The 18,309-nt window shown below is 72.8% G+C and carries 17 protein-coding genes, 1 pseudogene and 1 riboswitch; of the genes and pseudogenes, 4 read left to right on the top strand and 14 right to left on the bottom strand.

Translation table 11 applies throughout. The annotated features are described in order from the left end of the window. From FNX44_RS11340 to FNX44_RS11305, 8 genes and pseudogenes are all read right to left on the bottom strand, one after another. Positions 1-648, bottom strand: a pseudogene (locus FNX44_RS11340) (phenylacetate--CoA ligase family protein); the annotation flags it as partial. A 33-nt stretch (positions 649-681) separates the two neighbouring features. Further along, the gene (locus FNX44_RS11335; protein ID WP_143647922.1) at positions 682-1,284 is read right to left on the bottom strand and encodes a hypothetical protein; all 603 of its coding nucleotides are present in this window, start codon (positions 1,282-1,284) and stop codon (positions 682-684) included. A gap of 17 nt (positions 1,285-1,301) precedes the next feature. Further along, on the bottom strand, positions 1,302-2,327 hold the full coding sequence (locus FNX44_RS11330; RefSeq protein ID WP_143647921.1) for an NADP-dependent oxidoreductase: 1,026 nt from the start codon (positions 2,325-2,327) through the stop codon (positions 1,302-1,304). Further along, the gene (locus FNX44_RS11325) at positions 2,324-3,538 is read right to left on the bottom strand and encodes an ATP-grasp domain-containing protein (RefSeq protein WP_143647920.1); all 1,215 of its coding nucleotides are present in this window, start codon (positions 3,536-3,538) and stop codon (positions 2,324-2,326) included. Before FNX44_RS11325 ends, FNX44_RS11330 begins: the two co-directional genes overlap by 4 nt. Further along, positions 3,535-4,494: a 3-oxoacyl-ACP synthase III family protein gene (locus FNX44_RS11320; RefSeq protein ID WP_143647919.1), complete on the bottom strand. Its 960-nt coding sequence runs from the start codon at positions 4,492-4,494 to the stop codon at positions 3,535-3,537. The genes FNX44_RS11325 and FNX44_RS11320 overlap by 4 nt, the downstream gene beginning before the upstream one ends. After that, complete coding sequence (locus FNX44_RS11315; protein WP_143647918.1) at positions 4,482-5,336, bottom strand: TauD/TfdA dioxygenase family protein; 855 nt, start codon at positions 5,334-5,336, stop codon at positions 4,482-4,484. Before FNX44_RS11315 ends, FNX44_RS11320 begins: the two co-directional genes overlap by 13 nt. A 71-nt stretch (positions 5,337-5,407) precedes the next feature. After that, a complete protein-coding gene (hemA, locus tag FNX44_RS11310) occupies positions 5,408-6,562 on the bottom strand; it encodes a 5-aminolevulinate synthase (protein ID WP_228449821.1) in 1,155 nt (384 codons plus the stop codon). 110 nt (positions 6,563-6,672) lie between these two features. Continuing rightward, positions 6,673-6,822, bottom strand: coding sequence for a hypothetical protein (locus tag FNX44_RS11305; protein ID WP_153507146.1), 150 nt, complete (start codon positions 6,820-6,822; stop codon positions 6,673-6,675). 139 nt (positions 6,823-6,961) lie between these two features. Here FNX44_RS11305 and FNX44_RS11300 point away from each other — a divergent pair, with 139 nt between their 5' ends. From FNX44_RS11300 to metE, 4 genes are all read left to right on the top strand, one after another. Beyond that, positions 6,962-7,954, top strand: coding sequence for a helix-turn-helix transcriptional regulator (locus tag FNX44_RS11300; RefSeq protein WP_143647916.1), 993 nt, complete (start codon positions 6,962-6,964; stop codon positions 7,952-7,954). Between the two features lie 102 nt (positions 7,955-8,056). Then, positions 8,057-9,403: an acyltransferase family protein gene (locus FNX44_RS11295; RefSeq protein WP_323369254.1), complete on the top strand. Its 1,347-nt coding sequence runs from the start codon at positions 8,057-8,059 to the stop codon at positions 9,401-9,403. Positions 9,404-9,559: 156 nt separating this feature from the next. Next, positions 9,560-10,276 (top strand): DUF2470 domain-containing protein, encoded by a 717-nt coding sequence (locus FNX44_RS11290; protein WP_143647915.1) that lies wholly within the window; start codon positions 9,560-9,562, stop codon positions 10,274-10,276. Between the two features lie 39 nt (positions 10,277-10,315). Beyond that, positions 10,316-10,535, top strand: a riboswitch (cobalamin riboswitch). A 169-nt stretch (positions 10,536-10,704) separates the two neighbouring features. Continuing rightward, entirely contained in the window at positions 10,705-13,023 is a 2,319-nt protein-coding gene (gene metE, locus FNX44_RS11285; RefSeq protein ID WP_143647914.1) for a 5-methyltetrahydropteroyltriglutamate--homocysteine S-methyltransferase, read from the top strand. A 6-nt stretch (positions 13,024-13,029) separates the two neighbouring features. Here metE and mnhG read toward each other — a convergent pair whose 3' ends face one another. The 6 genes from mnhG to mbhE form a co-directional block, all read right to left on the bottom strand. Continuing rightward, entirely contained in the window at positions 13,030-13,401 is a 372-nt protein-coding gene (gene mnhG / locus FNX44_RS11280) for a monovalent cation/H(+) antiporter subunit G (protein ID WP_143647913.1), read from the bottom strand. Then, entirely contained in the window at positions 13,398-13,658 is a 261-nt protein-coding gene (locus FNX44_RS11275; protein WP_143647912.1) for an MrpF/PhaF family protein, read from the bottom strand. The genes mnhG and FNX44_RS11275 overlap by 4 nt, the downstream gene beginning before the upstream one ends. Next, positions 13,655-14,071, bottom strand: coding sequence for a Na+/H+ antiporter subunit E (locus FNX44_RS11270; RefSeq protein WP_143647911.1), 417 nt, complete (start codon positions 14,069-14,071; stop codon positions 13,655-13,657). Before FNX44_RS11270 ends, FNX44_RS11275 begins: the two co-directional genes overlap by 4 nt. Continuing rightward, a complete protein-coding gene (locus FNX44_RS11265) occupies positions 14,068-15,606 on the bottom strand; it encodes a monovalent cation/H+ antiporter subunit D family protein (RefSeq protein WP_323369253.1) in 1,539 nt (512 codons plus the stop codon). The genes FNX44_RS11270 and FNX44_RS11265 overlap by 4 nt, the downstream gene beginning before the upstream one ends. Beyond that, positions 15,603-16,067: a sodium:proton antiporter gene (locus tag FNX44_RS11260; protein ID WP_185285811.1), complete on the bottom strand. Its 465-nt coding sequence runs from the start codon at positions 16,065-16,067 to the stop codon at positions 15,603-15,605. Before FNX44_RS11260 ends, FNX44_RS11265 begins: the two co-directional genes overlap by 4 nt. Beyond that, positions 16,061-18,309 (bottom strand): hydrogen gas-evolving membrane-bound hydrogenase subunit E (mbhE, locus tag FNX44_RS11255; protein WP_143647910.1); only part of this gene is annotated, 2,249 nt, incomplete at its 5' end. The genes FNX44_RS11260 and mbhE, both read right to left, overlap by 7 nt.

The following is an 18,309-nucleotide window of genomic DNA, read 5'->3' as shown; positions in this document are numbered from 1 at the left end:
GTGGTAGGGGGTGCGGCGGGCGCGGGCGACCAGGTACCGCAGCCGGGCCGCGAGCCGCTGGTCCCGCTCGGTGTGGTCGGCGGCGCGGGCCCGGGCGAGGGACACCCCGGCGAGGTGGCGGCGGCGCACCAGGCGGTGTACCCAGGCCGCCTGGCAGTCGAGTGCGAGGACGGCGTCCGCGGGGAGCGCGGGGACGTCGACGTGTTCGCCGGGTGTCGGGTCACCGGCCGGTGCGGTCCGGCCCTCCGGCAGCGGCACGCCGGCCGCCCGCAGCGCCTCCATGACGGCGTGCCACAACCGGGGCCGGCCGGTGCGGACGACGACGTGGTTGCCGAGGGCCCAGGCGAGCAGCAGCCCGCGCAGGGTGGCTTCGGCCTGCCGGTCGTCGAGTACGACGGTGCCCACGGGGGCGGTCTCGAGTACGTCGTCGCGGTCGGTCAGCGGCTGCCACGGGTACTGGCTGACGCCGTCGAGGAAGCGGTCGAGGCCGTCGTGGAGTTGCCCGCTGTCGAGGCGGGAGGCCGGGTCGGCGATACCCGCGGACGTCAACAGCTCGCGGAGTTCGTGCGGTTCGGTGGCGGGCGTGGCGAGCAGGGAGCGCTCCACGTGCTCGACGGCGAGCAGCAGGTCGGTGGGGTAGTGCCTCATGTGTCTTCTTCTCCGGATGGTGGGTTCGCCGGGTCAGGCGCGGCCGGCGGACGGGGTCGCCCCGGGGTGTGCGGTGTCGCGGCCGGCGGCCGCCGGCTCGGGGCGTTCGGCCAGCGCGGACACGGCGGCCGTGTAGGCGCGCAGCGCCGGTTCGGGTCGCCGGTCGACGACCTCGGCGCGGTGCGGTAGGCCGTCCGGCCCCGGGACGGCCAGGGCCGCCGCGGGTCTGCGGACCACGTAGGGGCGGTCGGCGGCGGTGCGGAAGGCGGCGGGGTCGCGGTGTGCCAGCGCGGCCCAGTCCGCCTGGTCCTCGCCGAGCGCGTCGCGGGTCAGGGCGCGCAGCCGTTCGGCGCAGAGTCCGACCCGCAGCGCGGCGGGGGTGATGCCGTCGGCGGTGACGGCGAGGTCGACGCAGGCCGGCCCGGGGCCGTGGACACCGCGCCGGTGCAGGGCGGTCAGCGCGGTGTCCACGGCCCAGTCCTGTTCGGCGCCCCGGCGCGGCAGGAGCAGCGCGCCGGGGAACTCGCAGGGTGTCCGCGGGTCGGCCGCGCCGCTCACCCGCCAGATGGCGCAGACCCGGTGGGAGGCTTCGAGGAGGACCAGGCTGAGGTGCAGGCCGGCGGGGACGGGCGGCATTTACGTGCCTTCCCGCTTCACCGGGTCCGCTGCGGGTGCTCGGTGAGCCGGACGACGGCCTTGCCGGTGTTCCCTCCGCGCAGCATGGAGAGGAACGCCTCGACGGCGTTGTCGAAGCCGTCGGTGACGCTGAGCCGGTCGGTGAAGCCGCCGTCCCGCAGCAGGGGGGCGAGCAGTTCCTCCAGTTCGCGCTGGGCGTCGCCGTGGTTGGCCACCAGGAAGCCCTCCAACCTGCCGCTCTTCTCCACCAGGTCGAACAGGTTGCGGGGCGCGGCCGGCGGCGTGGTGTCGTTGTACTGGGAGATCGCGCCGCACCAGGCGATGCGGCCGAACTCGCGGAGGTTGTCGATGGCGGCCTCCAGGTGTGCGCCGCCGACGTTCTCCACGCAGACGTCGACGCCTTCGGGCGCGATCCGCCGGAGCTGTTCGGCGACGGACGGCCCGGCGCGGTGGTCGAAGGCCGCGTCGAAGCCGAGTTCCTCGGTGAGCGCGCGGACCTTCTCGGGAGTGCCGGCGCTGCCGATCACCCGCCCGGCGCCGAGCAGTCGGGCGAGTCGGCCCGCGGCGGTGCCCACGCCGCCGGCCGCCGCCGAGACGTACACGGTCTCGCCCTCGCGGAGCCGGGCGATCCGGGTCAGCGCGACGTACGCGGTGAGCCCGGTTCCGCCGAGTACGCCGAGGAAGGACTCGACCGGCACCCCGTCGTACCGCGGCAGCACCCGGGCCTGCCCGGGGGTCAGGACGGTGTGGGTGCGCCAGCCGTCCCTGTGGAACACCAGGGAGCCGACCGGGAGTTGTGGGCTGCGGGACTCGACGACGCGGCCGATGGAGCGGCCCTCCAGCGGGGCGTCGAGTTCCCAGTCGCCGTCCATGCACTCGCGCATGTACGGGTCGACGGAGAGCCAGAGGTTCTCCACCAGGGCCGTTCCGGGGGTGAGGTCGGGGAGGCGCAACTCGACCTCGGCGAAGTGCTCCGGGCCGGGGGCACCGTCGGGTCGGCTGGTCTGCTGGACGGCTCGGGCGGTGCGGGCCGTGTCGGTCATGCGGCTTCCCTCTGCTCTGGCGGCGCGTCGGCCGGGCGGGAGTGGACGGTGATCTCGCGGGCGCACCGCTGGAGGAAGCGGCGGAGCTCGCCGGCGTCGGCATGGGACGCCTCGACGAACACGGGCACCTCCCATTCCTGGTACGTGATGTGGCGGGGCGGTTCCTGCTCCGGGCCGAGCAGGTGGATCCGGTCGGTGCACGGGTGGGCGCGCACCCACTCGGGCAGGTGGGTCCGGCGCGGCCGCCCCGGCGGCAGGTGGTGTCCCGGGAAGGCGAGCCAGCCGTGGTAGCGGCCGCTCGGCCGACCCGCGGGCGGCCTCTCCAACCCGAGCCGGACGGCGATCTCGTGGGAGGGCAGGTGGACGCCGGTGTGCCGCTCGTGCATCGGGACGACGGCGGCGCCGCCGACCCGGTTGGCGACCTCCAGGAACACCAGCTCGCCGCTCTCGGTCTCGAAGAACTCCAGGTGGAGGGAGCCCTCCTCGATACCGAGCACGCTCACCACGCGTTGGGCGAGCCGGCGTTGCTCCTCGGTGCACTCCTCCTGGTGCGATCCGAGCGGCACGCCGTTCGCGTACTCGACCGGCTTGTTGACGTACCGGCTGACCGCGAGGTCGACGATCTCCCGGTCCACGATCAGACCGTCGGCGTGCAGGATGTCGCCGTCGATGTGCTCCTCGAGTTGGAAGCCCTCCGGGTCGGCCAGCTTCTGGTAGGCGCCGAGCGCTTCCCTGGCGGTCTCGTGGACGGTGACGTCCTCGCTGGAGGCGCCCTGCCGGGGCTTGAGGACGGTCCGGCCGCTCCAGGGCAGCGGCCGGCACGGTGTCGGGTCGGCGACGAACCGGGGGAGGCGGAGCCCGGAACCGGTCAGCGCCTCCTTCATGGCGACCTTGTCCCGGACCCGTTCGGCCTGGCCGAGGTCCGGCCCGTCGATGCCGAGGTGCCGGCGGATGTGGCAGGCCTCGATGATGCCGAACTCGGAGAGCGACAGGACCTTGTCGTAGCCGTCGCCGGGCGAGGTCCGCGCGCGCACTCCTTCGACCAGGTCCTCGTCGGCGCCGAGGGTGATGCGCTCGGCCGGAAGGTCCTCCGGGAGGTCGGCCATCCGGTGCGGGTGGCCGACGTAGGTGACCTGATGGCGGGTGTGGTCGATGCAGTCCCGGTAGTCGATCTTCCGGTACGGCACCTGGTGGACGACGAGTATCTTCATCCCTGAAACTCCAAGGTCGTGACGCCCCAGCTGAAGCCCATCGCGCTGGTGGCGAGCATGATCAGGTCGCCGGGGCGCAGCCGGCCGGCGTCCTCGAGGTCCCTGAGCGCGATGAGGGTGTCCGAGCCGCCCATGTGGGCGAGCCGGTGGTAGTTCAGTACGCTGCGCTCCTCGGGCACGCCCAGCGCCGACAGCAGCCGCAGATGCATGTCGCGGTCCCCGTGGTTGACCAGGAAGTGGTCGATCTCCGGGACGCGGCGGCCGAGGGCGGTCAGGCTCTCGGCGACCAGTGCCGTGAAGTGCCGTACGTAGGCGTCCGCGAGGCCGCGGCGGTGGGGGCCGCGGCGGATCAGGACCCGGCCCCCGACCGGCTCGCCCGCGTAGTAGTCGGACCAGCTGCCGTCGGTGCGCATCGCGGAGTGCAGGACCCGGAAGCGGCCAGCACCACTCTCCAGCAGTACCGCCGCAGCCGCGTCACCGAAGTTGAACAGCGCCTTGGAATCCGGGTCACGGTAGTCCACCATCCGGCTGAGTCGGTCTCCGACGAGGACGAGGGCGTACTCGCCGGGCTTCAGGGCCCCCGGAACGGACAGCAGCCTGATCGCGGCCATCCCGGCGTTGCAGAAGTTCGCGACCTCGTAGCAGTGGGCGTCCCGGATGCCGAGCGCGTCCGCCACCTTGGCGGCGGGCGACCAGAAGGGGCGGTCCCACTCGCCGGAGCCGGCGAACACCACCTGGCTGATCCGGTCGGCCGCCACGCCGGTCCGCTCGAGGACCTGCCGCGCGGCGGTGACCGCGAGCTGCCAGGCGCTCTCGTCGTCGGCGAGCACCGGGAAGCTCGTGACGTGGGTGATCCGGGCCAGTTCCGCGAGGGCGACACCCGACTCGGTGTGCATGGTGTGGATGTCGGCCCTCGCGGAGGGGAGGCGGACGTCGAAGTCGACTATGCCGCCCACTGCCCGTCCTCTTCGATGCTGACCCGGTGCACGGTCCGCGTCGCGCCCGGTTCGACCGCCGTCGCCGCGTGGTAGGTGGTGGCGGTCTTCCACACCACGAGGTCGTCGGTCGTCCATCGGTGGGTGTACACGTGCTCCGGGTCCTGGATCACGCTGTCGATGAGCGCGAAGAACTCTGCGTTCTCGTTGGCGTCGAAGCCCACCACCGAGTCCATGTACTCGGGCGCGCCGTACAGGTAGTCGCGGCCGGTGAACGGGTCGCGGCGGACGAGCGCGTGCTCGACCGGCGGGTACTCCTCCTCCACCAGGGCCCGCAGCTCGGCGATCGACAGCCCGACGTGGTCGGCGGAGATCCGCTGACGCTTGCTGACGGTGTGGAGCGCGGTGCGGCCGGCGATCTTCTCCTTCCACTCGCGCGGGAGCCGGTCGTACACGTCGGCGGCGCTGGCGTACAGGGTGTGGCCGCTGGTGCTCGGCACGTCGACGCCGTGCAGCATCGTGTAGGGCGCCGGGTCCTTGGTGTAGGAGGAGTCCTGGTGCCAGAAGTTGCCGACCCGGGCGACACCGACCGGGCGGTTCTCCCGCACGGCGTTCGACGAGATCATGATCTCCGGGTGTTCGGGGTGGCGGTACTTGGCCATCAGGAAGGGCACCGGCCGGCCCAGCCGGGAGGCCAGTTCGATCTGCTGCTGCGGGGTGAGGGCGAGGCCTCGGACCACCGCCAACTCGCGCTGGTGCACCAAGTCCACGAGGCGCTCGAACACCTCGGGTCGTTGCAGGTCCTGGTAGTCGACACCGGAAATCTCGGCGCCGATGAACGGGGTGATCTCCTTGATCCGCATACGGTCGGGTCTCCTTGTCGTGACAAGAGGTCTGTCGGGTCGGGCGAAGGGCGGGACGGCTCCCGCGGACGTCAGGCGGCGTCGAGGCAGTGGCGCAGCGCCCGCACGAACGCGTCGATCTGCTCCTGGGTGCGGAAGGGCGCCACGGTCACCCGGAAGCGCTCGCCGCCCTTGGCGACGGACGGGTAGTTGATGGGCTGGACGTAGACGCCGAAGTCGTCCAGCAGCCGCCGGGAGACGGCCTTGACCCGGTCGCCGCCCGGGACGAGCACCGGCACCAGATGGCTCTCGGCGTTGATGAAGTCGATGTCCGCGGCCCGCAGGGCGGCGCGCATCCGCTCCGCGTTCTCCCGCAACCGCTCCCTCAGCGCGACGCCCTCCGCGCCCTGCACGACGTCCAGGCTTCGCCGGGTCGCGTCGAGGCTCGACCGCGGGATGGTCGTCGTGAAGATGAAGCCGGGCGCGTGGGAGCGCACGTAGTCGAGTGCGGTGTCGGGTCCGGCCACATAGCCGCCGGTGGTGCCCACCGCCTTTCCGAAGACTCCTTGCAGAAAGGTCGGCCGCGTCTCGCCGATCTGCTCGCAGATACCCGCTCCGGTCGGGCCGTTCACACCGATCGCGTGGGTCTCGTCGAGGTAGGTGAGGGCGTTGTGGCGCTCCGCCAGATCGCATATCTCGCTGATCGGCGCGATATCACCGTCCATCGAGTAGACGGACTCGAACACGATGAGTTTCGGTGTCCGCCTGTCGTACTTCTCCAGAAGTTCCTCGAGTGCCGCGACATCGCTGTGCGGAAAGATGTGCCTGCGGTTCGCGCTCGCCCGGATTCCCTCGATGAGGGAGCGGTGGTTCAGCGCGTCGGAGAACACCACCATGTCGGGCACGGCGGCGAGCAGCGTGGAAAGCGTCTCGAAATTCGCCACGTACCCGCTGGTGAACACCAGGGCACGCGGCTTGCCGTGCCAGTCGGCGAGGCGCTCCTCCAGCGCCACGTGCGCCTCACTGGTGCCGGCGATGTTGCGGGAGCCGCCGTTCCCCGTGCCGTGTTGCCTGGTCGAGGCGATCTGGGCGGCCATCACGTCCGGGTGCTGACTCATCCCGAGATAGTCGTTCGTGCACCAGACCTGGATGCGCCGGCCTCGGTGCACCGCGTGCCCCGGCTCCTCCGCGAGATAGGAGCACGGCGTGAATTCCCGGTAGAGCCCGGAATCCCTGAGCTCCGTCATCCTCGTCAGCAGCCCGTCAAAGGCGTCGGACGTTTTGGAGGCTGGCAAGACTGACATTTCTCTCCTCTGGTCGACGCTCAGGAGGTGAGCGCTGCGGGCTGGCTGTGCGGTCATCCCCACTGCGAGTCCTCGAACGACGAAGCACTCATGGCCTGGTCGCCAGCGCGATCGTCTCCACTGGCGACGGTGACGGCGGTTGTCAGTACCGCCAGGGCGGTCAGCGCGACCGCGCCGATGAATCTGCTGAGATTGCTCTTCACGGCATCCCCCGGATTTGGTTTTCGGTCGGGGCGCCTCGGTGCGCCGCCCCGTGAGAAGAATCATGACCTTCGCGGGTCGCCCGACAAAGGGAAGTCCGGCAGCATGAACCGGCAACGCGGATACCTGAAGGACTCACACATGTGTACAAGATCGGACACAAGTGACGATTCATCGTCGACGGAGATATGCCAGGACGGCCTGGACCTCTATGCGGAGCTGCTGAAGGGGCGGCCCGCGACGCGAGAATCGCCCGAATGTCTGCTTTCGCTGGGGCTGGTGCGGGTCTCCCCGGAGGGGCGGCCGGTACCCCTTCCGCCGAGCCTGGCGGCGAACACGGTGATGCGCCCCCTGGAGAAGCTCATCGAGCGGAAGCAGCGCGGGCTCGCCGCCGCTCGTGACTCCCTCCACCGCGCGGAAGAGGTGTACCGGTCGGGTATGCCGGACGAGTCCGGGAGCGGCATCCGGCTCATCGAGGGCGCGGACGTCATCAGCGCCACCCTCACCTCGGCGGTGCACGCCTGCCAGGAGGAGTTGCTGACCGCGCAGCCCGGTGGTGGGCGCCCGGAGGAGCTGTTGAGCAGTGCGTTGAGCAGCGACGTGGCCGCTCTGCGGCGCGGCGTCCGGCAGCGCACGATCTACCAGCACACCGTTCGCACGCACGGCCCGACGCTCAGCTACGTGGAGCAGATCAGCGCCGCAGGCGCCGAGGTGCGCACGCTCGACGAGGTGTTCGACCGGCTCATCGTGTGCGACCGCCGCCTCGCCTTCGTCCCGGATCCGGCCGCGGAGCGCCGCGAGACCGCGCTGGCCATCGAGCACCCCGGGATGGTCCGCTACCTCGTCGGACTGTTCGAGCATTCCTGGGAGCGCGCCACGCCGCTGCCGCACAGCGCGGGCGAGCACCGGCCGCCGCTGCTCACCGACGAGACCCGACGCGCGATCCTGCAGCTCATGGTGAACGGCTACACCGACGACACCATCGCCGGGCGGTTGGGCATGAGCACCCGAACGGTGGCCTCGCACGTACGCAAGGCGTCGGAGCTGCTGGGCAGCCGGAGCCGGGCCCAACTCGCCTACCTCCTCGCCAAGTCGGGCTATCTGGACGACGAACCGTCGGCCGACGCGCTCTGACGCGACCCGCCGGCCTCCGCGCCGTTCCGTACCCTTCCGGGTAGTTTCCGCGGGGAACCGTCCGGGAAGGGCGGGCCGCCGTGGCGACGGGGGGCTGGTCGGGTGTTGCGTCAGGTGCGGCGGGCGGTCGAGCTGACACCGCCGGAACGGGACCGGTACGTCGACCTGCTGCGGGCCCTGGCGATCACGATGGTCGTGCTCGGCCACTGGCTGGTCGTGGCCGTCACCTACTCGGACGACGACGGCCTCGACGGGTTCAGCGCACTGGCGACCGTGCCATGGAGCCGCCCGCTGACCTGGCTGTTCCAGGTGATGCCGCTGTTCTTCCTGGTGGGCGGATACGTGAACGGCGCGTCGTTCGACGGCCGCCGGCGGGACGGCGGCGACGCGGCGGGGTGGCTGCTCCGGCGCGCGGGGCGGCTGCTGGGTCCGACGACGGTCTTCGTGGTCACCGTCGCCGGGTGCGCGCTGGTGGCGCGGCTGCTCGGGGCGGACCCGGAGCTGGTCGGCACGGCGGGGTGGCTGGTGGCGATCCCCCTGTGGTTCCTCACCGCCTACCTGGTCGTCGTGGTGCTCACTCCCCTGCTGTATCCGCTGCACCGGCGGGCCGGTTGGCTGGTGGTCGCGGTTCTGGTCGGCGGTGTGGCGGTGGCCGACACGGCCAGGTTCGCGTTCGACGTGGAGCAGGTGGCGTACGCGAACTACCTGCTGGTCTGGCTGGCTGTGCACCAGGTCGGCTTCCTCTGGCGGGACGGACGCCTCCCGGGCCGGACGGGCGCGGCCGTGCTCACGGTGGCCGCGCTGCTGGTGCTGCTGTGGTGCACGGTCGTCGGGCCCTACCCGGTCAGCATGGTGACGGTGCCGGGTGAGGAGGTGCAGAACACGGCGCCGCCGACGTTGGCGCTGCTCTCGCTCGCGGCCACGCAGACCGGTCTGGCACTGCTGCTGCGCCCGCCGGTCGAACGGTGGCTGCGCGGGCGACGCCCGTGGACGCTGGTGGTCGCCGTCAACCTGGTCGCCCTGACGGTGTTCCTGTGGCACATGGCGGCGGTGGTGGTGGCCGCGGGAGTGCTGTATCCGCCCGGACTGCTGCCGCAGCCGGCGGTGGGGTCGGCGGAGTGGCTGCTGTGGCGGGTGCCGTGGCTGGGGTGCCTGCTGGTGGTGTTGCTGGTGCTGGTGCTCGTGTTCAGCCCGGCGGAACGCGGGTTGCCGCTGCCGCGCGGGGCCGAGGACACCGCCGAGGGGCGGGGAGCGGGCGGCGTACGGCTGCGGGGAGTGCGGCCGGCGGTGACGTGCGTCGGACTCGGCCTGGCGGTCGCCGGGTTGCTCGGCATCACCGTCAGCGGCCCCGAGGACCACGGACCGTTCGGCCTGCCCGGAGCGGCACTGCTGGCGTACCTGGTGGGGATCGGCGCACTGTGGCTGCTGCCGCGCGGCCGGGCCGACTGAGCGGCGCACGACGGGTGCGGGTGCGGGGCGGGTGCGGGTACCTCTTCCACTCAGCCATAAGTAAGGTTAGCCTTACCTCACCCGCGAGGGGACTCGCTGTCCCGCGAGTCGATCCACCACGCTCTCCCCGGCTCACCCAACCCGCATGGAGTCACGTTGAGCATCACCATTGACCCGCCGCCCGAGCCGACCGCCGCCGAGCGGGTGCGCTCGGTGCTGGCCCGGGCGATCTCCCTGTCCCTCACGACCGCCGAGCAGAGCTACGACCTGCTCGCCATGCACCGGGTGAGCGCGACCGGCGGCATCACCCTGCACCCGCTGCCGGGCAGCCCGCTCACGGCGCAGGTCACGGCCGCGCCGCGCGGCAGCCTGGCCGCACTGCTGGAGTTCACCGACGTCGCGCCGACCGCGACCCGGGACCGGGTGCGCGCCCGCGTCACCCTCTCCGGATGGCTCGCCCCCGCGACGAGCGAGGACGGCGCGCACCTGCGCCTCGACCTCGCCAGGGCGGCGCTGCGCACGGCGTCGGGCTCGGTGGAGGTGGGCATCGACGAACTGGCGCTCGCCGAGTCCGACCCGCTCGCGGTCGAGGAAGGCGCGATGCTGACGCACTTCGCGGACGCGCACGACGACATGGTCGCCGACCTGCTGCGACTGGCGGGGCGGCGGCTGCCGCAGGGGATCGTCCGCGCGCTGCCCTACGCGCTGGACCGGTACGGCGTCACCCTGCGGTGCGAGTACGCCACCCACCACCGCGACCTGCGCGTCCCGTTCCCCGCCCCCGTCCACGACGCCGCCGCGGCGGGCCGAAGCATCCGCCGGCTGATCAACTCCCACGACCGCCGCCACCACCCGCACAGCGCCCCCCGGTAGCCGACCGCACGACGAGCAACGGCACTTGACGCGGCCCGTATGGTGGTCGGTGCAGCTGGTTCGCCCCGTCAGCCGGACGGGCGCGTCGCAAGAGGGAACCCGGTGGGAATCCGGGACTGCCCCGCAGCGGTGAGCGGGAACGACCGCCGTCACACGCACTGGGCCCGACGTACGGGCCTGGGAAGCGACGGCCAGTAGGTGTCCTCGTCCCGAGGACGTGCCCGCGAGTCCGAAGACCTGCCAACTGCCCGGGCGCGAAGCACTCGTGCCCGGACATCTCGGTGACCTCGAGGGCGGGTCGGCGTACACACGGGCGGGTCGGCCCGCGCTCTGCCGCGCGGTCTCGCCACCGGACCCGTGTGCCATCCCTTCGCGCTTCTCGTCCCGTCGCCGGGATCTCAGGGATTCATCTCGCGAAGGAGATCTCCGTGACAGCGAAGTCCGCAGCCGCGGCGGCACGGGCGACCGTGTACGGCTACCCCCGCCAGGGCCGGGACCGGGAACTGAAGAAGGCGGTCGAGGGCTACTGGAAGGGCCGGGTCACCGCCGACGCCCTCCGCACGACCGCCGCCGAGCTGCGTGCCGCGCACTGGCGTCGGCTCGCGGCCGCCGGGATCGACGAGGTCCCGACCGGTGACTTCTCGTACTACGACCACGTGTTGGACACCAGCGTGATGGTCGGTGCGGTTCCCGAGCGCCACCGGGACGCCGTCGCCGCCGATCCGCTGGACGGCTACTTCGCCATGGCGCGCGGCGACCGGACAGTCGCGCCGCTGGAGATGACCAAGTGGTTCGACACCAACTACCACTATCTGGTTCCGGAGTTGAGCCCGAACACGGTGTTCGCCACTGACTCCGGCAAGCCCGTCGGCGAGCTGCGGGAGGCGCTGGCGCTCGGTCTTACCGCCCGCCCGGTGCTCGTCGGCCCGGTCACCTACCTGCTGCTGGCCAAGCCCGCGCCGGGCGTGGACCCGGCCTTCGAACCGCTCACCCTGCTCGACCGTCTCCTGCCCGTCTACGCCGAGGTGCTGGCCGATCTGCGCGCCGCCGGCGCGGAGTGGGCGCAGCTCGACGAGCCCGCACTGGTACAGGACCGCACGCCCGCCGAGCTGAACGCCGCCGCCCGCGCCTACCGCGAGCTGGGCGCGCTCACCGACCGGCCGAAACTGCTGGTCGCCTCGTACTTCGACCGGCTGGGCGACGCCCTCCCGCTCCTCGCCAAGGCGCCCGTCGAGGGCCTCGCGATGGACTTCACCGGCCCCGCGGCCGCCGACGTCGACGCGCTGGCGGCGGTCGGCGGCCTGCCCGGCAAGCGGCTGGTGGCGGGCGTCGTCGACGGGCGCAACGTGTGGGTGAACGACCTGGAGCGGTCGCTGACCACCCTCGGCACCCTGCTGGGCCTGGCCGACCGGGTGGACGTCTCGGCCTCCTGCTCGCTGCTGCACGTGCCGCTCGACACCGCACGGGAACGGGACGTCGATCCGCAGGTGCTGCGCTGGCTGGCGTTCGCCGACCAGAAGACCGTCGAGATCAGCACGCTCGCCCGCGCGTTGACCTCGGGCACGGACGCCGTGCAGGCCGAACTCGCCGCCAACCGGGCCGATCTGGCCTCCCGCGCGAACTCGCCGATCACCCGCGATCCGGCGGTCCGCGCCCGGGCCGCCGCGGTCGGCGAAGTCGAGACCCGCCGCTCCCAGCCGTACGCCGACCGCGCTGCCGCCCAACGCGCGGCCCTGCGCCTGCCGTTGCTGCCGACGACCACCATCGGCTCGTTCCCGCAGACCACCGAACTGCGCACCGCCCGGGCCGACCTGCGCGCCGGCCGGATCGACACCGAGCGGTACGAGGAGCGGGTCAGGGCGGAGATCCGGGAGGTGATCGGCTTCCAGGAGAAGGCCGGCCTCGACGTCCTCGTGCACGGCGAGGCCGAACGCAACGACATGGTCCAGTACTTCGCCGAGCGGCTGACCGGCTATCTGGCCACCCAGCACGGCTGGGTGCAGTCGTACGGCACCCGCCACGTGCGTCCGCCGATCCTCGCCGGGGACATCTCCCGGCCCGAACCGATGACGGTCGGCTGGACCGGCTACGCGCGCTCGCTCACCGACCGGCCGGTCAAGGGCATGCTCACCGGCCCCGTCACCATGCTGGCCTGGTCGTTCGTCCGCGACGACCAGCCACTCGCGGACACCGCCCGGCAGGTCGCGCTGGCACTGCGGGACGAGGTCGACGACCTCGAGGCGGCCGGGACCTCCGTCATCCAGGTCGACGAACCGGCCCTCCGCGAGACCCTGCCGCTGCGCGCCGCCGACCGCGCCGCGTACCTGCTCTGGGCCACCGAGGCGTTCCGCCTCACCACCGGCGGCGTGCGCCCGGAGACGCAGATCCACACGCACATGTGCTACGCGGAGTTCGGCGACATCGTGCGGGCGATCGACGACCTGGACGCCGACGTCATCAGCCTGGAGGCGGCGCGCAGCCACATGCGGGTGGCGAGCGAGCTGGCCGTCCACGGCTACCCGAGGGAGGTCGGGCCGGGCGTCTACGACATCCACTCGCCGCGGGTGCCGGGCGTCGCGGAGATCGCCGAGCTGCTGCGCGCCGGGCTGCGGGCGATCCCGGCCGAGCGGCTGTGGGTCAACCCCGACTGCGGCCTGAAGACCCGTGGTTGGCCGGAGACGAGCACGTCGCTGGAGAACCTGGTCGCGGCGGCGCACGCCGTACGCGCGGAGCTGTCGGGGTCCTGACGGACGTCACGGGGTCGGGGCCGCGCCGGGGCCCCGACCCCCCGCGTGGTGGGTGTCCTCGGTGAGGTCGTCGCGGTACGTCGCCGGGGTCTGCGGCGCGCCCGAGCGGTGGGCGGCGCGGGCCACGGCGTACGCGGCGAACGGTGTGGTCAGCAGCTGCATGACCACACCGACGCCGAGCGCGAGCGCCGCGAAGGGCGTGGGCCGCAGGACGAGCACGCCGAGCAGTACGCAGACCACGCCGAGGGCGGCGGCCTTGGTGACGGCGTTGGCCCGGTTGTAGGTGTCCGGCAGCCGGACGAGGGCGATGCCCGCGACGGCGATCAGCGCGGTGCCGAGCCCGGCGAGCAGGTAGCCGGCGAGCTGCTGCGCGGTCATGGGCGGGACCTGCGTTCCAGGAGGTGGGCGGCGGCGACCGTGGCGAGGAAGCCGACGAGAGTGGCGACGAGGACGAGCACCAGCATCGGCGTGGAGCGGAGCTTCACCGACAGCAGCGCCACCACCGCCAGGAAGACCACAAACGCGAGGTCGACGGCGACGACCCGGTCCGCCTCGGTGGGGCCGAAGGCCAGCCGCCAGACGATCACGCCGGTCACGACGAGGAGCAGTACGAGCAGGACGTCGACAAATGTCATACCGCCTCCTTCCCGGCCGGGCGCAGCGCGGTGAGCATGCGGTCCTCCAGATCGTGGAGCGAGTCGAGGAAGCGACTCGCCGGCGCGGCGTGCATGCCGTGCACGTACAGGACGGGCGGGTTGTGGCGGATCTCCACCACCAGCGTGCCGGGGGTGAGGGTGATCAGATGGGCGAGGGTGGTGACCTCCAGCGGGGTACGGCTGCGCAGCGGCATCCGGACGATCGCGGGCGCCAGCCCGCTGCCCGGCGTCATCACCTCCCAGACCACCACCGCGTTCGCCTTCAGGAAGCGGCCGCCGTAGTGCAGGAGGAAGCGCATGACGCGTGCGGTGCGCCGGGCGGCGCCGGCCGGGGAGCGGGCGGGGCGCGGTTCCGTCGGGTTCGGCGGGCCAGGCGGGTTCGTCGGGTTCATCGGGTCACCGCCTCGACGTAGCCGGTCGGGTCGATCAGTCCGGAGGCCGCCGTGGAGGCGGCGGTGAGCAGCGGTTCTGCGAACAGGCCGAGCACGAGGGACGGCACGGCCAGCGCGACGGTGGCCGCCAGCAGCGCCGGTCGGGCCCGGGTGCGGGCGGCCGTTCGGCGTGGTTCGTCGGGTGGGGCGTCGGGCGCGCTGTCCGGCGGGGTGCGCGGGCCGGCGGCGTCACCGCCCGGGACGCCGTCGGGTGCGGTCCCCCAGAAGACCGCGCCCCAGATCTTGACCATGGAGGTGAGGGTGAGCAGGCTGACCAGCGCCGCCACCGCCACGGCCAGGTACTCGGCCTGCGCCGCCGCCGCGAGCAGCAGCGCGAACTTCGCGGTGAACCCGGACAGCGGTGGCATGCCGGCCAGCGAGAACGCGGCGACGAGGAAGCAGCCGGCGAGCAGCGGCGCGCTGCGCGAGAGCCCGCCGAGGTGTTCCAACCGGTCTGTGCCGTGGGTGTGTTCCACGACGCCGGCGCAGGCCAGCAGCGCCGCCTTGACGAGCACGTACTGGACGAGGAAGAAGACACCGGCGGCGAGTCCGCGTTCGGTGAACAGCGCCAGCGCGAGCAGCAGGTAGCCGATCTGACTGACCATGTGGAAGCAGAGGATGCCCCGCATGTCCGGCTGCCCGACGGCGCCGAGCACGCCGACGACCATGGTGACCAGGGCCGCCGCCATGATGACCGGTCCGAGGCCCGTTCCGTCGAAGACGACGGCGTAGATCCGGATGATGGCGTAGACGCCGACCTTGGTGAGCAGACCGGAGAAGAGCAGCGTCACCGAGGGCCTGGTGGCCGGGTAACAGCGCGGCAGCCAGCCGTGCAGCGGTACGACGGCCGCCTTGGCCGCGAGGGCGAGCAGGACGACGCCGGTGGCGAGGGCGGCGGTGGTCTCGCGGGTGGCGGCGCCCGCGAGTTCGCCGAGGTTGACCGTGCCCATGACGCCGTACAGCAGACCGACGCCGCCGAGCAGCGCGGTCGACGCGAGCAGGCTGAAGGTGACGTAGACCCGCCCGGCGGCCCACCGGTCCGGCCCGCCGACCACGGTCAGCAGGGCGTAGGACGGGACGAGCATGACCTCGACGAAGACGAAGAGGTTGAACAGGTCGGCGGTCAGGAACGCCCCGTACACACCGGCCGAGAGCATCAGCACCAGCGGGAGGAACAGCGGCTCCCGGTCGTCGCGGGCGCCGGCGGCGAACGCCAGCGAGGCGAGCACGAGGACGGCGCTGACGCAGAGCATCAACGCGGTGAGCGTGTCCGCCGCGAGCACGATGGCGATGCCGGGCGGCCAGCCGCCGACGGACTGGTGCACGACCGTGCCGTCGGCGGTCTCGACGAGCAGTACCACGCCGAAGGCGAGTACGCCGAGGGAGACGACGGCGGCCGTCCAGCGGCGCAGCCCGGTGCTGTCGGGGAGCAGGACGAGCAGCCCCGCGGCCAGGAGCGGCACGGCCACCGGGAGCGTGAGGGCGGTGCTGATCACGAGTCACCTTCCTCGCGGGGGTGCGGTTCGCCGCCGCGGCCGCCGCCGTTCGGGCGGTCCGGGCTGCCTGGGCTCTCTGTGTCGGCGCGCCGGGGCCTCGGGCGCTGCCGTTCGCCGCGGTGTCGCCCCGCCTGCTCTCCGTCGGCGCGGTCCGTTCGTGCGGCGCCGGCCCAGTCGGCGTGGGCGCGGGCCATGCCGAGCAGCAGCACGGTGATGCCGAAGGTGATCACGATGGCGGTGAGGACAAACGCCTGCGGCAGCGGGTCGGCCATCTCGGCGGTGTCGCCGTGGCCGAGCAGCGGGGGGTTGCGGCGGTCGGTGCCGCCGGCCGTCAGCAGCAGGATGTTCACGGCGTGTCCCAGGAGTACGAACCCGAACGTGATGCGGACCAGCCCGGGGCGCAGTACGAGGAAGACGCCGCCGGCGGTCAGTACTCCGACGGCCAGCGCTGCGGTCACCACGTGCGGCTCCCCGTGTCGCCGCCCAGCCGCCGTACGACGGTTGCCATCAGCCCGAGGACCAGGGCGAACACGCCCGCGTCGAACAGCAGGGCGGTGCTGAAGCCGCCGCCGGGTGTGAACATCGGGGTGAGGAACGGCCGCCCGGTGGCGGTGGCGAGCAGTCCGGGCGCCAGCGCGAGGACCAGACCGCAGGCCAGCAGCGGTCCGCCGCTGAGCCATCGCGGCAGCGGGGCGCCGGCGAGCGGGGCCAGCGCGACGGCGGTGCCGGCGGTGAGCGCGGCGATGAAGCCGCCGCCGGGTTCGTCGTGGCCGCGCAGGAACAGGTAGCCGGAGAGCGCCGCGACCGCCGGGGTGAGCAGCCGGTAGGCGGGGCCGAGCACCTCCGTGTACGCGGCGGCGGCCAGCCCGCCGCGTGCCGTCGGGCCAGGTGTCCCGGACATCAGGAGGGCGACGCCGAGCGCCACCGCGACCAGCACGACCGACTCCCCGAGGGTGTCCAGGCCGCGGTAGTCGACGAGGATGGTGTTGACCACGTTGGTCCCCTTGGTCTCCGACTCCGCGTTGTGCAGGTAGTGCTCGCCGGCGGGCGAGGGCGCGCGGCGGCCGGTGAGGGCGAGGGTGGCGCCGGCGGCGGCGCAGCCGGCGAGGACCGCCGCCGCCGCGGCGAGCACGTTCCGGCCGCGACCCGACCGGCGGGCGTAGGGGACGAGGCCGTGCAGTACGAACGCCGCGACCACCGCGGTCAGCACCTCCACGAGCAGCAGTGTCAGCGCCACGTCCGGGGCTCCGGCCAGCACGAACCAGACGGCCACCACAAGTCCGGCGGTGCCGAGCAGCACGACGGCGGCGACGGAGGTGCGGGCCACCACCAGCGCGAGGACGACGGGGACGAGCACCAGCAGCGTCGCCCACACCAGCGGGCCGTCCTCGGGGCGGAGCGAGATCCCGTCCGGCGGGCCGAGCAGCACCGCGCCGACGGCGCCCAGCGCGACGAGCGCGAGCACCGGCCGGGCCAGGAACGGCGCCGGTGCCGTGCGCAGGTCCGGGCGGCCGACGAGTTCGCCGAACCGCAGCAGCGCCTGGTAGGCCCGCTCGAACAGCACCGCGCCGCCGAGCGGGGGCAGCCGCTGGAGAAGCGCCTCCACCCCGGCCCGGTAGGCGAAGAGGATCAGACCGAGGGACACGGTGAGGGCGGAGAGCGCGAGTTCGGGGCTGAGGCCGTGCCAGAAGGAGAAGTACGGCGGCTCGCCCCAGGGTTCGGCGTCCAGGACGGCCCTGCGCATGAGCGGGTTCAGTACGGCCACGGCCGGGCCGAGCACCAGCCCCAGCACGGCGGCGACGGCGGCCGGGGCGAGGAACGGCCAGGCGGGTTCGTAGAGCTGTTCCTGGGTCGTCGGGCCGGCGAAGGCCCCGTAGAAGATGCGGATGCTGTACGCGAAGGTGAGGGCGGAGGCGGTGACGGCGAGGGTGGCGGCGAGGACGCCGGAGCCGGGGAAGAGGTCCGCGCCGTAGAAGCCCTGGAACAGCGACTCCTTGCTGACAAATCCCACCATCGGCAGGACGCCCGCCATCGACAGTCCGGCGAGCCCGGTGAGCGTGGCGGTCACCGGCATGACCCGTCGGAGTCCGCCCAGCTCACGGATGTCGCGGCTGCCGGCCTCCCGGTCGATGACACCCACCAGCATGAAGAGAGTCGCTTTGAAAAGGGCGTGCGCCAGGGTGTGGAGAATCGCGGCGGCGAGGGCGACGGTCGTACCGATGCCGATGGCTCCGACGAGCAGGCCCAGCTGGCTCATTGTGGAGTACGCGAGCAGGGCTTTGAGATCGTGTTCCCGTAGGGCCTGGAGGGCGCCGAGTACGGCGGTGACCAGGCCGACGACCGTGAGGGTGAGGGACCAACCGGGCTGCTCCGCGTACACCGCGGAGAAGCGGAGCAGCAGGTAGATGCCGGCCTTCACCATCGTGGCGGCGTGCAGGTAGGCGCTGACGGGGGTGACCGCGACCATCGCGCCCGGCAGCCAGAAGTGGAAGGGGAACTGAGCGGACTTGGTGAAGGCGGCGAGGATCAGCAGCCCGGCGACGCTGGGCGCGAGCGGCGAGTCCAGTACCTCGTCCCGGGCCGCGATGACGCCGCCGATGTCGGTGGTGCCGGCGGTCACGGCGAGCAGGACCACGGCGACGAGCAGGGCCAGCCCGCCGAGCGCGGTGACGAGCAGGGCCTGGCGGGCGGGCAGGGCGGGCC

The sequence above is a fragment of the Streptomyces alkaliterrae genome, assembly GCF_007097205.2.
Classification (GTDB): domain Bacteria; phylum Actinomycetota; class Actinomycetes; order Streptomycetales; family Streptomycetaceae; genus Streptomyces; species Streptomyces alkaliterrae.
Note: the sequence above shows the minus strand (reverse complement) of the source record. Positions and strands in the feature narration are given on the sequence as shown.

What these genes read in the sequence shown, in the direction of transcription:
- FNX44_RS11300 (WP_143647916.1), top strand. Translation starts at nt 6,962, where the DNA reads ATGTGTACAAGATCGGACACAAGTGACGATTCATCGTCGACGGAGATA.
- FNX44_RS11275 (WP_143647912.1), bottom strand. Translation starts at nt 13,658, where the DNA reads ATGACATTTGTCGACGTCCTGCTCGTACTGCTCCTCGTCGTGACCGGC.
- FNX44_RS11335 (WP_143647922.1), bottom strand. Translation starts at nt 1,284, where the DNA reads ATGCCGCCCGTCCCCGCCGGCCTGCACCTCAGCCTGGTCCTCCTCGAA.
- FNX44_RS11325 (WP_143647920.1), bottom strand. Translation starts at nt 3,538, where the DNA reads ATGAAGATACTCGTCGTCCACCAGGTGCCGTACCGGAAGATCGACTAC.
- mnhG (WP_143647913.1), bottom strand. Translation starts at nt 13,401, where the DNA reads ATGACCGCGCAGCAGCTCGCCGGCTACCTGCTCGCCGGGCTCGGCACC.
- FNX44_RS11270 (WP_143647911.1), bottom strand. Translation starts at nt 14,071, where the DNA reads ATGAACCCGACGAACCCGCCTGGCCCGCCGAACCCGACGGAACCGCGC.
- hemA (WP_228449821.1), bottom strand. Translation starts at nt 6,562, where the DNA reads ATGACGGAGCTCAGGGATTCCGGGCTCTACCGGGAATTCACGCCGTGC.
- FNX44_RS11315 (WP_143647918.1), bottom strand. Translation starts at nt 5,336, where the DNA reads ATGCGGATCAAGGAGATCACCCCGTTCATCGGCGCCGAGATTTCCGGT.
- FNX44_RS11330 (WP_143647921.1), bottom strand. Translation starts at nt 2,327, where the DNA reads ATGACCGACACGGCCCGCACCGCCCGAGCCGTCCAGCAGACCAGCCGA.